This is a genomic window from Clostridioides sp. LIBA-7678, from assembly GCF_056716065.1.
Genome location: NZ_CP196987.1, coordinates 1,942,843 through 1,958,659, shown reverse-complemented (window position 1 = coordinate 1,958,659; position 15,817 = coordinate 1,942,843). Strand labels below are relative to the sequence as shown.

General features: G+C 27.4%; 13 protein-coding genes. 2 read left to right on the top strand and 11 right to left on the bottom strand.

The window, feature by feature from the left end; translation table 11 throughout:
* Positions 1 to 14 precede the first annotated feature (14 nt).
* From ACTG46_RS09485 to add, 3 genes are all read right to left on the bottom strand, one after another.
* Positions 15 to 1,166, bottom strand: coding sequence for a double-cubane-cluster-containing anaerobic reductase (locus ACTG46_RS09485; protein WP_054270229.1), 1,152 nt, complete (start codon positions 1,164 to 1,166; stop codon positions 15 to 17).
* Between the two features lie 196 nt (positions 1,167 to 1,362).
* Complete coding sequence (locus ACTG46_RS09480) at positions 1,363 to 2,103, bottom strand: EcsC family protein (RefSeq protein WP_407814024.1); 741 nt, start codon at positions 2,101 to 2,103, stop codon at positions 1,363 to 1,365.
* 71 nt (positions 2,104 to 2,174) lie between these two features.
* Entirely contained in the window at positions 2,175 to 3,164 is a 990-nt protein-coding gene (add, locus tag ACTG46_RS09475) for an adenosine deaminase (protein ID WP_479924005.1), read from the bottom strand.
* Between the two features lie 250 nt (positions 3,165 to 3,414).
* Here add and ACTG46_RS09470 point away from each other — a divergent pair, with 250 nt between their 5' ends.
* Together ACTG46_RS09470 and ACTG46_RS09465 are read left to right on the top strand one after the other, a co-directional pair.
* A complete protein-coding gene (locus ACTG46_RS09470) occupies positions 3,415 to 4,635 on the top strand; it encodes a sodium/glutamate symporter (RefSeq protein WP_407814026.1) in 1,221 nt (406 codons plus the stop codon).
* A gap of 97 nt (positions 4,636 to 4,732) precedes the next feature.
* Positions 4,733 to 4,957, top strand: coding sequence for a FeoA family protein (locus ACTG46_RS09465; RefSeq protein ID WP_021384566.1), 225 nt, complete (start codon positions 4,733 to 4,735; stop codon positions 4,955 to 4,957).
* A gap of 219 nt (positions 4,958 to 5,176) precedes the next feature.
* On the opposite strand, the gene ACTG46_RS09460 is transcribed toward ACTG46_RS09465, so the two are convergent.
* From ACTG46_RS09460 to ACTG46_RS09425, 8 genes are all read right to left on the bottom strand, one after another.
* Positions 5,177 to 5,611, bottom strand: coding sequence for a FlxA-like family protein (locus ACTG46_RS09460; RefSeq protein WP_407814027.1), 435 nt, complete (start codon positions 5,609 to 5,611; stop codon positions 5,177 to 5,179).
* Positions 5,612 to 5,701: 90 nt separating this feature from the next.
* Positions 5,702 to 7,060 (bottom strand): sensor histidine kinase, encoded by a 1,359-nt coding sequence (locus ACTG46_RS09455; protein WP_407811777.1) that lies wholly within the window; start codon positions 7,058 to 7,060, stop codon positions 5,702 to 5,704.
* 1 nt (position 7,061) lies between these two features.
* A complete protein-coding gene (locus ACTG46_RS09450; protein ID WP_223195665.1) occupies positions 7,062 to 7,778 on the bottom strand; it encodes a LytR/AlgR family response regulator transcription factor in 717 nt (238 codons plus the stop codon).
* A 301-nt stretch (positions 7,779 to 8,079) separates the two neighbouring features.
* Complete coding sequence (gene grdF, locus ACTG46_RS09445; protein WP_231300898.1) at positions 8,080 to 9,387, bottom strand: sarcosine reductase complex component B subunit beta; 1,308 nt, start codon at positions 9,385 to 9,387, stop codon at positions 8,080 to 8,082.
* Between the two features lie 84 nt (positions 9,388 to 9,471).
* Positions 9,472 to 10,758 carry a sarcosine reductase complex component B subunit alpha gene (grdG, locus tag ACTG46_RS09440; RefSeq protein WP_054270220.1) on the bottom strand — a complete coding sequence of 429 codons (1,287 nt, stop codon included), beginning with the start codon at positions 10,756 to 10,758 and terminating at the stop codon, positions 9,472 to 9,474.
* Between the two features lie 281 nt (positions 10,759 to 11,039).
* Complete coding sequence (locus ACTG46_RS09435) at positions 11,040 to 12,362, bottom strand: sigma-54-dependent transcriptional regulator (protein ID WP_479924004.1); 1,323 nt, start codon at positions 12,360 to 12,362, stop codon at positions 11,040 to 11,042.
* Positions 12,362 to 14,356 carry an ATP-binding protein gene (locus ACTG46_RS09430; RefSeq protein ID WP_479924003.1) on the bottom strand — a complete coding sequence of 665 codons (1,995 nt, stop codon included), beginning with the start codon at positions 14,354 to 14,356 and terminating at the stop codon, positions 12,362 to 12,364. Before ACTG46_RS09430 ends, ACTG46_RS09435 begins: the two co-directional genes overlap by 1 nt.
* Before the next feature lie 82 nt (positions 14,357 to 14,438).
* Positions 14,439 to 15,686, bottom strand: a complete 1,248-nt coding sequence (locus ACTG46_RS09425) for a GntP family permease (protein ID WP_054270217.1) — start codon at positions 15,684 to 15,686, stop codon at positions 14,439 to 14,441.
* Positions 15,687 to 15,817 lie beyond the last annotated feature (131 nt).

The following is a 15,817-nucleotide window of genomic DNA, read 5'->3' as shown; positions in this document are numbered from 1 at the left end:
ACTTTTATGTATTCCTACAACATCTCTACAAACGCTTCAAATCTAGTTCTCAATTGTTCAGTATCTGATTTTGAATAATCAGTCTCAAGAGACATAAATGGCTTGTTTTTTTCTTTTGTAACAAATTCTCTTATTCTATAGCTTTCTATATTAAATGTATGACATGCTTGTAAAACTACATCTATTACAGCATCAACATTATATTCATCTATTATTCTATCTAATAATTCAATACGATTATCATTATTCATCATACAAGAACATCCTATGTTTATATACTTTTGTGTTAAAGCATCATAAACATCTTCTATTTCTTCATCAACTAACAAATCATTTGATCTAATAGCTCCACAAAGTTCATATGCCACAACTGAAGCTCCTGCATCTTCTAAAGTCTTAACTATTTTTTCGCTTATTCCACCAATAGGAGAACCTGTTATTAATATTCTTGGCTTATCTTTTTTAACTGGACATTCTCCTTTTTCATATCTTTCTTTCATATCATCTATGACTTTTCTTAAAGATTGCTTAAGTTCCGTACGGTCAAATTTGAAGCCTGCTTGATATAAAACATTATGTAGCTCAAGCCCTGTAAGTGCAGATGGTTGCAATTTACCAAGTGCATAAAACTCTTTTAAAAGTTCTCTTTCTTCATTTTTATCTTTTATAGCAGCTCTTATATCATCTTCTGTTATAGTCACACCTAAGGATTTCTCAACCTCATCTTTTAATCTTATCATTTCATCCTTCCAAAGCTTATAGGCAAATTCACCTTTTGATGTATTTGGAAGATGCATTACATAAGTTGGTTTAACCTTTGCAAGTTCTTCATACATCTTTTTCTTACCATCACAAGTAGTTTCTCCTATTAATAAATCAGAAAAATAGAAATATGGACAGGTATCTGTTATTGCATGCCCATAACTTGATTTTATTAAAGGACAAAGATTTCTTGGAAGTACTCTTTCTGCATCTGGTATTGGCTCTTCACTAACTCCACATACACCTACTACAGTTGCACCAGCTGCCATTGGAATTTCAACTGGAGTGAAGGTACAGAAAACTCCAACCATCTTTTTCCCACTTTCTTTAAGTTCCTTTGCATTTATAAATCCTTTTTGTCTAGCTTCATTAAAGCTATCAAATTGTTTTGGCAAATTTGTCATGAAAATATTCCTCCCAATTACTTTTCTTCATAGTTTAGCTTGTATTTTTAACAGTAAGAACTAAATTTTTCCATCAAAATACAAGCCTTTACATTAAATTCTATCATGATTTACCTTTTATCCATAATCGTTTTTATCAATGCAAATCCAAGTATATATAGATATATTGTATAATCAATTTTATCTCTTGTTATACTTATAAATTAAGTTCTCTAATTCTCAATCTATAAGCATACACAGCAGTTTCATGCAGTTTATCAATTAATTTTCCATTCACATAAAATCCTACAAATGCTCCTATTCCAGGCATTAGTTGCAGAAATTTAGCTAAATCTAAATAATCTCTATATTCTTGTTGAAATGTCTTCCAATTAAAATCGTTAATATCTTCTGGTAAACTCTTCACATATTCATCCCAGTTATTCATCAATTTAAAAGTTTCATTTATATGATGTTGGCTAGAGAAAGCCAATTGTAATATACTTAATATATAAATTCTTTCTCTATAATCCTTAACATCATAACCATATATTGAAGCAACATCATATAAAAATTTTATTTTAATCCCTAGAAGTAGGGGAAAATCAGAAAGGCCTAATAGAATTCCTCCAGCCCCTGTTCCTGCTCCTTCAATCATTGCAGTAGTTTTGTAATTTTTAGCTTTTTCTAAAACTAATTTTTCTCTTTCTTCTAATGTCATATTTCTTATTGGTGGTTTTGTAGCGTATTTGTACCCAAACAACACAGTCTTTGTCATTCCCTTTATCGAAGAAGTTATTACTTCATGGTATTTATCTGGCAATACTCCATTAACTTTATTTTGTATACCTTTTGATGCCTTATCAAATATTGAAGGTTTCTTTAATATATTTTTCTTCCATTCTTCAAGTTCTTTTTTAGCTAGTTTAATATAAAAGATGTCTTCATAACTTTTCACGTTTTTTCTCCTAATCTAATATATTTTTGTTGATTCATTAAGTGGATTTAAAGTTTAAATAGCTTAATCTGTTAAATTAAGCTATTTAGATACTTTTTAGTTTTTTCATCTGCAAAACTAGCTTCTACTGTATTTCTGTACATTAATTTATAATCTTCTAATCCTAATTTAAATGTACTAAATATAACATTTAGTTCTGAATTTAAGCTTATATCCGATACAGTCCTGTTATCTGTATTTATGCTTACATGTAAATTATCTTTATAAAAATTATAAAATGGATGTGTCTCATAAGAATCTACCGTTTTAGTTTGTACATTACTAGTTGGACATAATTCAAGTAATACTTTTTTATCTTTAACTAAATTATAGGCCTTTTTATGTTTGTTAATTTTTACACCATGACCAATTCTATCCGCTTTTAAAATATTTATCGCATCTACAACATTTTCTCCACTTGCTGCTTCTCCTGCATGTACTGTAACTTTATATCCATATTCTCTTGCTAATTTAAAAGCCCCCTCATATTCCTTACAAAAACCTTCTTTCTCTGGCCCACATAAATCTACTGCAACAACACCTTTATTTACAAATGATTTTCCTTCTTCAATTACTAATAATGCCTCTTTTGAAGTCATAGTTCTCATACAACCTAATATCAAATTTCCTTTTATATCATAAATACTTTCAGCTTCTCTAATACCTTCTATTATACTTTCAATTATGCTTTTAATACTCATACCTTTTTGGGTGTGAAGTAATGGTGCAAATCTAATTTCAATGTATTTTACATTTTCTTTACTTGCATCTTCCAAAAGTTCAAAAGCAATTCTTTTTAAATTTTCCCTAGATTGCATTACTTTTAAAGGCAAATCAAATTTTTCTAGATATTCATCAAGTGAAGTACAATTAAAAGAAACTTTTGCTAATTTTTTTATTTCATCAATATTATCTGAAGGTAAATCTATTTTCTCTTTAATAGCTATGTCAAACATAGTTTCTACTCTAACACTTCCATCTAAATGGCAATGTAAATCTATCTTAGGTAAATTTTTAAACATTTTATCCTCCTACTAATAACATTCTAAACATATTTTTAAGTCTTATTTCTATTATATCAATATACTAAGGTTTTTCATTCTAAAAAAATTATATCTCTTTAAAATATTTTAATTTAATTTATGATTATCTAATTATATCTACTGATTTTTATTAATATACATTTATTAATATATATTTGATAATAAAATTCTAGTACATGAGAATTTAAATTATACAATTAATATTTTAAATTACAAAGGAGGACTTATTTTGATTACCTTAACTCTTGATATGGTACAAACCTTAACACTATCTATGTTATTTTTTTTAATTGGTAATTTATTAAAGAATAGAATTAACTTTTTAAATAATTTCTGTATACCTGCTCCAGTAATAGGAGGTCTGTTATTTTGTTTTTTAAACTTATTTCTTAAATACTTTAATTTAGCAGATATATCTGTAAGTGGAAATTTAATGCCAAATTTTATAACCTTCTTTTTTACAACAATAGGAATTGAAATAAGCATAAACCTTATAAAAAAAGGTGGTAGTGTATTATTTAGATATTGGATTTTGTGTGGAGTACTTGCATTTTGTCAAAATATCCTAGCTATTACAATATCAAAGATTATAAAACTTGAACCTCTTTTAGGACTTATGTGTGGTAATGTATCTATGGAAGGCGGTCATGGTTATTCTGCTGCATTTGGACTTACAATAGAAAATCTTGGTGTAAATGGAGCAGTTGGAGTTGGCCTATCTGCTGCAACAATAGGACTTATTATAGGTGGTATATTAGGCTGTCCTGTAGCTAGATTTTTAATAAACAAATATAAACTAAAACCCTCAACAGATATAGATTTATTAAATTCTAATTACAATAGAAAGACAAATAAAATAAGAAATAATGACTTCTCTCAAACAATAACACCAACTATATTTTTAGAACAGGTACTTATCATATTTATTTGCATAAATACAGGAGAAATCATAAGTAGAATATTTTATATAATGTTTAATATTCTTTTACCTTCTGTCGTAACTTGTATGTTCTCAGCCGTTATTTTTAGAAATTTAAATGATAAAATAAATATACTGAAATTAAATTTTAAACTTATTAATTTTCTAAAAGAACTTTCATTAGGAATTTTTTTGACTTTATCACTTATGAATATAGATTTATTTGAATTATCTACATTATTACCTCCTATTCTTCTAATAGTAACTTTCCAAGTGATTTTTATAATCCTATTTTCAGTATTTATCTGCTTTAGAATTCTTGGAAAAGACTTTGATTCTGCCATCATAATAAGTGGTTTAATTGGACATGGAATAGGGGCTACTCCAAATGCCTTAGCAAATATGAGCTCTTTGACACAAAAATATGGTGATTCTCCAAAAGCATTTTTGGTAGTTCCACTAGTAAGTGGATTTTTGCTAGATGTTATCAGTATCCCTTGTATATTATTTTTCATAAACATACTAAGTTAGTATGTTTATTTTTTTGTTATATATTGACAATTTGCTATTTTTGTTATATATTATAAATATAGAATTTGATAATGATTTTCATTAGGAGGTGTTAATAATGACTGTTTACAATTTAAAACTTGGACAAAAGGGAGTTATAGACAATATAGCTGGGAATGAAAAACTTATGAAAAGACTTCTAGCTTTAGGATTAATAGATGGCACTGAGGTTGAAGTTAAAAAGATAGCTCCTCTTAATGACCCTATAGTGATTAGATTTAGAGGATTTGATTTGGCTATTAGAAAATCCGATGCAAAGAATATAAATTTAAAAAATAATTAATATATAAGAATAAAAAAGAGATTTTAAAATCTCTTTTTTTATGTGTATAGATAACCTTAAATTGATACTACATCAGTATAAAAATCATTAATACAGACTCATAAATAATACTCTTATAAAACCACATATAAATATCCATAGGTATGTTAATTGCAAATAAATATATCTATGGATACTATTCCTTAATAGTACAAAATAAAAACTATTTTTATAAATAAACTATATTGGTCTATTAAATTTCACTTTTAAATCTTTATCATCTTGAACAAGACTATATGTATTATCCCATTGCTCTCCTTCATCACTTCTCTCAAAAACATCATACAATGTTTTTATATTTTCATTAGTAAAAGGTTCTTTCCCTTTCTCTAATAGGTCCTTGTTTACTTCTGAAATATTATTTTGTTCTCCATTTGCTTCTTGTGCTTTATTTCCTTTTAGCTCTTGAATTTTATTTTCAATCTCTTCTATTTCTTTTTTTAAACTTTCTATTTTTAACTTGGCTGTTTCACTGTCAATACTCTTATTACTTTTTACTTTCTCTATTTCATCTTGCAATACTTTTTTCTTTTGTTCTAAACTTTGTATCTCAGTCTGACAATTATCTGAACTATTTGTAATTGGTGCTTGACCACTTATATTTCCTATTTTCATTTTAGCAACCTCCTATTTTCTCTATATGTTAAACTTTTTTATTTAAATACATAGTATTGCTTACAAAGTTTATTTTCAACTGAATTGTTCTCAAATATCAATATGTTGTAATGAAATAACTAACATTATACTTATTTGAAAATAATCCGATGTATTATCTATACTTATAGCTCCTTGATATTTCTTTGCAATTTCTTTTATATTTGAAATTCCTATACCTGAGCCACTTGTATAATTATTTATTGGGTTATAACTATTCTTTATTTCTATCAAAAAAAATCCACCTTCTAGCTTGCTAGAAAGCTTTAAATACCTATTTTGTTTATCTACAAGCCTACAGGCTTTAATTGCATTATCAATAGCATTTGCAAATACTATACATAGATCAAAATCCTTCATATTAGTGTCTTGTGGTATGATTACTTCACAATCCACCTGTATTCCTAATTGCTTTGCTACACTCAATTTATTATTAAAAAGAGCATCAATGACAACATTTTGTGTATGGCAAGAAAAAGACAGGTCACTTGTCACTTTTTCAAGTTTATTTAAATAATCTTGTGCTTTTGAAATTTGTCCTTTTTTCAATAATCCATTGACAATAGCTAAATGATTCTTAAAATCATGTCTAAATGATATAGTTTGTGATAACCGTGACTTAGCTTCTTCAATATAGCTTTTTTGAGCATAAATTAGTTGATTCATAATTTCCTTCTCTTTATCTGCTTCTAAAGATTGCATAAGTTTCTTAAAGGTAAATAGAGAAAAAAATACACATATAGTTCCAATTATAGAAAAAAGAAATGCTTGTATTGCTTCAGTCAAAGATGTATTTAACAACAATTTTGCAGTCTGAAGTTTTGTATCTATATTTATATATGAACTACTTTTAAATGCTCTCATAAATAATATTATAAATAACAATGGAGTTATTAAAATTACTAAATACTTATCAAATTTTACAACTTCAATATTAAATTTTTTAGCACTATAGCAATATATAAATCCAGCTATTATAATAGTAATTGAAGATGATATCCCAACATTTATATAAAATTTATAAATATTTGTATTTGCATTACTAAGAAATATAAGATAATTTAATGGAGCTATAAATCCATATACTAACTGTTCAATTATATATACTAATAGAGATGATACTATAGATAAAACTGTAGATTTTTTTATGATGTAATTCACAAATAAAAAAGTCATAAGAAGAAATAGAATCTGTGAAGAAAATAAATTATTTAAATTAAAATATATATCTATGATGATTAACAGAAATGAAACTAGCGAATACAAAATAAAACTCCAATGTTTTGAATTAGTATTTGTAAAACTAATTAGAAAATAGTATTGCAATATTACCATCAAAAGTCTATATATGATAAAAGAAAATAAAAAACTATACTTTAAAAATAAATCAGAAGAAAATAAATTAATCATACTATCTCCTCCTATTTTTCATAAATTCAAGCATAGCTTCTGAAAATATTTGTTGGCGTAGTCTAGAAACTGGTATCTTGTCTCCATTTTCCATAACTGCATTACCATTTTCATACCCATATACAGATTGCAAATTGATTATATAGCTACGGTGACATCTAAAAAAGTTTGTTGGCAAACTTCTCTCTAAATTATCAATGGTTCCATAATAATCTATAGTCTCTTTTTTTAAGTGAACGTAAATCTTTCTTTTTATGACTTCACAATATAAAATATCTACAATTTTCAATCGCCAATATGAATAACCTCTTTGTATTGTGATATAATTATTTTCATTATTCTCAAGTTTTATAACTATCCTATCCAAGGTTTTATATAGTTTCTCATTAGATAATGGTTTTATCAGATAATTTATAGCATCTACTTCAAAAGCATCATATACAAATTCATTTAAAACTGTAACAAAAACTATAAAGCAATCATTACCATATGCTCTTAATTTTCTAGCTGTCTGCATTCCATTAATCTCTTTCATTTGTATATCTAAAAAGATAATGCTAAACTTTTCGTGATTGTATAGTAAATCTTCTGCTTTATCAAAAAGTTCTATATTACACAGTAGATTATTTTGCTTCATATATAATTGTACATTTTCTTTTATATGATTTAACATGTATGATTCATCATCACAAATGGCAATTGAAATCAATATATACACCTTCTTTCTTGTTATTATTCTAATTATTATATAAAGTTAATTTTTTCTATTCAATTAAACTGTTCTAACATGTTGAATATATGTTCCAAAATGTAATAACCTCACTTTTCATAGTATATCTAATTTAAATTTATGTATCAAGATTAAGTCAAATTAATTTATCATTTTATAAGCCTAATTTATACATATATAAATAATTCTTACTATATTTAAATTTGCATAATAAAAAAAGATATCATAAAATAATTTAAAAAAACTATTTTATGATATCAATTTTAATTAAAGTGTTATATTATTTTTATTATTCAAATACGGTTTGAGTTTCTATATCCTCTTTTAAGGCATTTAAAGCTTTTAAAACTATCTTCTTTCTAATCTTTTTACTTTCTTCTTCTCCTAGATTAGGATTTCCAAGTGGGTATGGTATTCCCACTGCTGGAACAATCCTATTAGCTCCTATTGTAAGTGATATTGGTACTACAGTACAAATATGAACAACTGCTATACCAGCTCTTTCTATCTCTTTTACCATCGTTGCTCCACAACGAGTACAAGTACCTCATGTAGATGTTAAAATTACAGCATCCACATTATCTTCTAAAAGTTTCTTTGAAAACTCTTCCCCAAACCTTTTGGAATTTCCAACACTTGTTCCTGTTCCTGTAGTAGTAACAAAATAATTTGCCAATTCTCCAATTATACCTTCTTTTTCAAGTTCCCTAACTACATCTAGTGGAACAACTAAATTTGGATTTTCAAGTACATATGCTCTATCATAACCTCCATGTATAGTTGTAAAATCTTTATTTGACATAGAATCCATATCTGTTAAATCATAAATTCCATACTTAGTAGCACTTGAAGACTCAATTTTATCTGGATTATCAATTGGAACTATCCCTCCAGAAGTTACTAGTGCAAGTTTTATTTTAGATAAATCCTTAATAGGCTTCATAGGTGTAACCCTATCAAACTCAGGCATTGGATACTCAGTTTCAAAGTTTTCTCCCTGCATCTTTTTAACCAACATATCAATTGCTCTTTCAGAACCTCTAAGTTCATGGAAGAAATTTTTTCTTATTCCTCTCATTATATATCCTTCTTCTTCAGGAGGACCTATTTCTTCTCCTCTAACCAGTTTAAGACCTAGCTTTATCATTATTGGAACTACTTTTCTAAGACTAGCTGCTGAATTTCCAGTAGATATTATGTGTAAATCTAACTTAAACATGTCTACTCCAGGATTTTCTTTATACATTCCTGTAATTGCAGGAATATTTAGCTCATCTTCAACTGCTTTACAAATAGCTCCACAAGCTACTCCATATCTACCTGCATTAAACGCAGGCCCTGCAATAAATAAATCAGGTTTTTCGTCTTTTATCATTTTTAAAAGTTCTTGAGTTGCACTTTCAATATTCTCTCCAAAATACGTATCTCCACAAATTACAGTTGAAATTATTTCTGCATCATCATTAAATTGACTTTGAAATGCCATTCCAGGTCCTACTGCTCCCTCTCTTTTCTCTGGTGGAATGTCTGCTTTTTCTTCTCCTCCTATACCAGCAAAGAAATTATTTATATAATGAACCACTCTGATTTTACTCATATCTTAACCCTCCAAAACACTTTATAGTTATACATTAATTAGACCAATTATTACTCTAACAAAACTCTATATTTAACCATTTATTTAATAATATCTTGCTGTCAGATGATTATAACCATTTGCTATAGTTGAAGCTATTATTATTTGTAGTTCTGCATCCATACTTCCATCATCATTTAAACACCCTTTATACCCACCAATCATCATTTCAACATATTCCAAAGTTCCTATAATTTTCTCCATTGCTGGAAAATGAACCACTAAGTTTCCTTGACCACAAGAAACAACTGCATCTGCTTCTTTAGTAGCATCTGCTATAGATTGACTCTTTCCATCCTTCCCAGGAAATTCATCTGTTATCAAAACTACACTTGCTCCAACTTCACTACACTTTTTACAATTCATCATTAAGTCAGTATCTGGATTTCCATAACCTTCTTCTGTAACTAGTACTCCATCAACACCCAAAAACTCTATTAATTTTGCCACCATATCAGAACTTCTCTCTTTATCAACTAAGAATACGTTTTCATTGGTCAAAATAACACCTACAAAGTTTAAATCTTTTCCATGCCTTTTATATAAGTCATGTATAACTGGATTATTTAAATGATGGAATGTAGTGACCTTATCACATGGTGCTACACAGTTTCCAGAGATTATAGCTCCATCCATTATTTCAGTTGGATACATAAAAGTAGGAACTATTTGTTTAGCATCTACTCCATAATAATAAGTATCATGTAAAAGTCCTTGTGATTGTAACATATGAACATATGCTACTGTTGGTAGGTCTGGATATTCTTTTACTTGTTTTAATAATGGTTTTGTCTCATATACAATTATTTCATCTGGCTCAACTTCTCTTCCTGCTTCACCTATATATGCACCTATTTTCAATCCAACAATTCTAGCTGCTTCCTCATAGTCATGAGTACCTATACCATCTTTTGCTTTTATAACAATACATATATTATTTGTTTTTGAAAAAGGTGTATATTTAGCAGTAGGGCCACTCATATCAATTACACCTTCTTGAAATCCAACTATATTTCCACAAGTTACAACACAAGCTCCTAAAAGTACATGTGTTCTTCCACTTCCTACAGTCTTTACTTTGTTTATAATTCCAGGAAATATTTTACTGTCATCTCCAATTTTAACTCTAGGTTCTATTACATCTTTAACTGGAGCTATTCTTACTGACTCACCAGGTCTTGCAAGTTCAACATTTACATTTACAATTCTTTCATCTTCCAAGGCTATTTTTTCTATTTCTTTACTATTCACATATAATACTCCATTTTTTACTTCCGTCTTTTCTCCAAATTCAACATTTTTTATAAATATATTCCCTAGCTCTAGCTTCATATGAAAATCCCCCTTAATATATTTAATCGCAATTAAAAGTATTTATTATTACGTTTATTCATATATAAAGCATTTTCTATGCCAATTATTTAAGATGTGTATTATATTTATTAATGTTATAGAGATTTTCATTTCTAAGTTTTATAAGTATTGAATTTAACAATAATTATTGTAAATCTTAAATTTTAAAATTATAATAAAAAAAGATAAGTATGTTTTTTCTACTTATCTTTTAATAGAGTTTGAGAAGTTTTTTTCTCATTTAATGAGAAGTTTTTTTCTCACTTAATATTATATTCTGATATTTTATTAGTTAATTGCCTTCTACTAATTTCTAATTTTTTAGCTGTGTTTGACACATTATTTCCACATAAAGATAAAACCTTTTCAATATACTCACATTCAAATTCTTTTCTTATTTCTCTTAGAGGTCTAATACTTATTTTTTCATCTATATACACATTATTTGATATTAAATTTAAATTATCTTTTGATAAATTACCTTCTTCACTTAAGACTACAAGCCTATTTATTATATTTTTTAATTCTCTTATATTTCCAGGATAATTGTAATTTAATAAAAAATCCATTACTTCCTTATCAATTGAATATACTTTTTTATCATGTTCATTTTGATACTTATTTAAGAAAAATTCTATAAGTGTATTTAAATCTTCTCTTCTACTTCTTAATGGTGGTATAGTTATTGTGATTGTACTTATTCTATAAAAAAAATCTTCTCTTATATTTCCGTTTGATATTTCTACTTTTGGTTCCTTATTCATTGCGCAAATTAACCTAAAATCAACTTTAATTGATTTATTACTTCCTATTCTATCTATAGATTTATCTTCAAGTGTTCTCAGTAATTTTACTTGAACATTTAAAGGTATATCTCCTATTTCATCTAAAAATAAAGTTCCTTTATTTGAAAGCTCAAACCTACCTTTTCTACTATCCACGGCTCCTGTAAAAGAACCTTTTTCATGACCAAACAACTCAGACTCCAATAAATTTTCTGAAAAAGCACAACAATTTACAGGTACAAATATCTCGTTCCTTCTTGGACTTATACTATGTATGTACCTGGCTAGTATATCCTTCCCCACACCAGATTCTCCCAAAATTAATATATTAACATCCTTACAAGCAGCTTTTTCTGCAATTTTTATGACATCATTGAAATTCCTATTTTTGGATTCTAAAGTAAACTCTAAATTATTCTTTTGTGTAGAAATTGATGCTTTCACTGCTTTTACCTTTTCAATTTCTTCTAATAAATTTTCAATAGGATTGCTCTTTATAAAATAAGATAGCGCACCTCTTTTCATAGCATCAACTGCATTTTCAATACTTCCATATCCTGTAACTAATATAACTTCTATACTCTTATTAATAGATTTAATTCTGTCTAATAGCTGTACCCCATCCATATTTTTCATCATAACATCAGATAAAACCAAGTCATAATTCTTATCTTTTTTAATGATACTTATAGCTTCTTCCCCATTTAGTGCTATATCTACAATATAACCATTCTTTTGTAGAATTTTTTTCATTACCGTTCCATACTCTAGCTCATCATCAACTACTAGTATTTTCATTATATAGTCACCTCTTTATTTAGTGGAATCTTTATATGAAAACAAGTTCCAATACCTAATTTACTTTTTACACTTATATCTCCATTATTCTTTTTAATTTCATTATAAGTAATGTATAAGCCTAAACCAGTCCCTTCACCTATTGGTTTTGTAGTATAGAAAGGATTAAATATATCCTTCAAAGCATTTTCTTTTATTCCTTCACCATTATCTTTAAAATCTATAAACAAATAATTGTTTTCTACATAACAGTCTATAATAATTTGCCCACCTTCATGTATTGCATCTACCGAATTAGAAATTAAATTTATAAATACATGTTTTAGTGATTCTCCATTTATATAACATACTAAATTCTTATTACACTCTATTTTTATTTCAACATTCTTTAACTGCAAGATTTTATATTGAAGCTTCACTATGTTTTCAATAAAATTTCTTATATTTATATTTTCTAAATTATCATCCGATATTCTTGCGAAATTTAACAGGTTTGTTATTATGTTGCTTGCTCTATCTACATTACTTTCTATAGATTTTACACAGTCATTTACTTCTTCCATTGTAACATCATCTTTTAAAAGATAACAATTGTTTCTTATTATCCCTAGAGGATTTCTTATCTCATGTGCTACACCAGAAGCTAGCTGACCTATAGATATCATCTTGTTCTCCCTAAGTAACTTTGCCTCTACTATCTTATCCTTCGTTATATCCTTAATTAGAACCACTATATACTCAATATTATTTTTTTTATATTCTACAGGAAAAGTACTTATCTTTAAAATCTTATTATGTAATTCAATTTCATTTGTTTTATGGGTGCTTTCAGAAAATGTTTTTTCAATAATTCCCTTCATAAGGTTAATTAAATCTTCTCTTTTGTAACTTATTTCATTCACAAAATCAGATAGAACTTTGTTTGATTCTACTATTTTGTAATTTTCATCTATAAGCATTATTATATCTGTAATACTATTAAATGTAGCTTCTAAAGTCTTTTTATTTTCTAGTACTTCTTTTGTTTTTCTTTTTATTTCTATCTTTAACAAATATGTATAGCTATAAAAAATATAAATTGATATTAAAATTATACCTATAAAAAGATAAATACTTGGCACAATTCCTCTTTCATACAATATATCATCAACATCATTATATGCAAAATACCACTTTTTCTTTAAGTCTTTATATACTCCATTTTTTTGAAGTTTGAAAATCCCTTTATTTAGAATACTGACCAATTCTTCATATTGTTTAGGTACAGCAAGAACAGCTTTTTTAGTATAAATAGGATTAGTTAAAACATCATATTTATCTGAAAGTCCATAATTACTTATATAATATCGTAATACTGGTTCATCACCTACAACTGCATCTACTCTCCCTGATATTAAATGATTAACCCCAGTCTTTATATCTGGAGTTAATACTATATTTGTGTTTTTAACTTTTTGTTCTAAAAAGTTTATAGAATAGTCACCTTCTGGTATCGCAATTGTCTTTCCCTTTAAATCCATATAACTACTTATGTCTTGAGATTTCTCATTTTTTAGTATATTTGCACTTAAAGTATATATTGGGTCTGTAAATATAAATTTTTTTGCTCTTTCTTCTGATGGAATTAAATCGAAGAATTTTATACTATTATCTACCGAATTTATGAAAGATTCTTTCCACCAAGTATTTGGTTTAAAATAAAAGTCTTTACCAATTTGAATTGACAAAGAATTCATTAAGTCGACAATGATTCCTTTATACTGCCCATCTTCTTTACCTTCATACCTCAAAGGAGGAGAACTTTGGTCAGAACTATACACCAAATTATCATGTTCCTCCAACCATTCTTTTTCTTCTTTTGTAAATGGTAGTGATTTTTTAATATATTCAAATATATTGAGATTATATTCCGTATTTACATACATATTTGTAAGTGAAAATACCACTAAAAAAGAATAAATAATGCCCATAATAACTATCTTTTTTTTATTCACTTTAAAACTCCAATCTTCTTTTTATTATTAAATTCAATATTTAATAACAAAATCCTACTTTTTCATTAAATATTTGTATTTATTATAAAATTAATTGGATAGATGTTGAAACTATAGTCATCACTATTCCTATTAATGCTTCATATGGAATTAATTTAAACCTTTCTCCTATATCCATATTTATACTGCCTGCACTAGTATGGAATAATGAGCCATGTGGTAATTGCTCAAACACACTAGAGCCTGCATTTACAATTGATGCTCCTGAAATTGGTGACAGACCTCCATTTATTATAGCATCAGAAAAAGTTGATGATGCTATAGTAGCTCCAGCTGTTGATGAAGCTGTTGCTAATGACATAAGTATACCTGAAATTGGTGCTAATAAAAATTGTGGCATATTTAAAAATTGCAGGATACTTATTGTGCTCTGTTGCAATTCAGAAACCTGTATAATTCCTGCAATAGTTCCTGTTCCAAGTAATAATATACAAACACCTTGCATTTTAGATAATCCAAAGGCTAAATACTCTCTTGAATTGTTCATATTTCCTGTGGCAATTAAGGTTACTATTCCTCCTATTGGAAGAGCTATCATAGGGTCTATGACTATTGGAGATATATTCCCCAGGAACAATAAGAATATTGCTACAACTGGACCACATAATGATTTAAATAAGCTTGGTAAATTTTCTCTTTGTTCTAAGATTTCGTATGATTCTACTTTATTCCCCTTGTTTGTTAGCATACTTGCTAAAATAATTGTAATCACAATTCCAACAATTGCTGGAATTATATTAGCAATCATAACACTAGATAGGTTAACAGAAAAGTTACCTGCCACTGCTATAGTATTCGGATTTGGCGATATGATATTACCTGCTTTCCCTCCTCCTAACATTGCTAAAAGTATTGATAGTTTGGAATAATTTAATTTTCTACCTATGTATAATCCTATAGGCGCCACTGTTATTATAGATACATCCAGATTTACTCCTACTCCAGCAAGTACCATAGTTGAAGCGGCAATTGAAAGCAAAGCTCTCCTTTCTCCTAATATTTTTACAATCTGTTCTGATATTTTATCTACTGCCCCTGTTTTTATTAAACTTCCTGCTAATACTCCTGATGCTAAAGCTCTAAGAATTGATGGTGAAATGTTCATAGCCCCAGTTGCCATAAAATCTACAGTTTGTGTTATATTTGCTCCTCCAACTATTCCTCCAATAAATGCTCCTAACATTAAACTATAAACAGCTTGAAATTTTTTTATAATTAAAATAATTGCTACTAATAAGCCAAATATAGCTCCAAAAGTTGTTATTTGCATAATACTCCCTCCTATCATAGGTTAATTATTTTTTACTTAATTTAATTTTATTTAAATATATTTTAAGTATTCTGTATTCACTTGTCAATTATATTTTAATTTATTCAATTAGATTGAACATTATTTTTTCA

What these genes read in the sequence shown, in the direction of transcription:
- add (WP_479924005.1), bottom strand. Translation starts at nt 3,164, where the DNA reads ATGTTTAAAAATTTACCTAAGATAGATTTACATTGCCATTTAGATGGA.
- ACTG46_RS09435 (WP_479924004.1), bottom strand. Translation starts at nt 12,362, where the DNA reads ATGAAAATACTAGTAGTTGATGATGAGCTAGAGTATGGAACGGTAATG.
- ACTG46_RS09465 (WP_021384566.1), top strand. Translation starts at nt 4,733, where the DNA reads ATGACTGTTTACAATTTAAAACTTGGACAAAAGGGAGTTATAGACAAT.
- ACTG46_RS09485 (WP_054270229.1), bottom strand. Translation starts at nt 1,166, where the DNA reads ATGACAAATTTGCCAAAACAATTTGATAGCTTTAATGAAGCTAGACAA.
- ACTG46_RS09460 (WP_407814027.1), bottom strand. Translation starts at nt 5,611, where the DNA reads ATGAAAATAGGAAATATAAGTGGTCAAGCACCAATTACAAATAGTTCA.
- ACTG46_RS09455 (WP_407811777.1), bottom strand. Translation starts at nt 7,060, where the DNA reads ATGATTAATTTATTTTCTTCTGATTTATTTTTAAAGTATAGTTTTTTA.
- ACTG46_RS09425 (WP_054270217.1), bottom strand. Translation starts at nt 15,686, where the DNA reads ATGCAAATAACAACTTTTGGAGCTATATTTGGCTTATTAGTAGCAATT.
- grdG (WP_054270220.1), bottom strand. Translation starts at nt 10,758, where the DNA reads ATGAAGCTAGAGCTAGGGAATATATTTATAAAAAATGTTGAATTTGGA.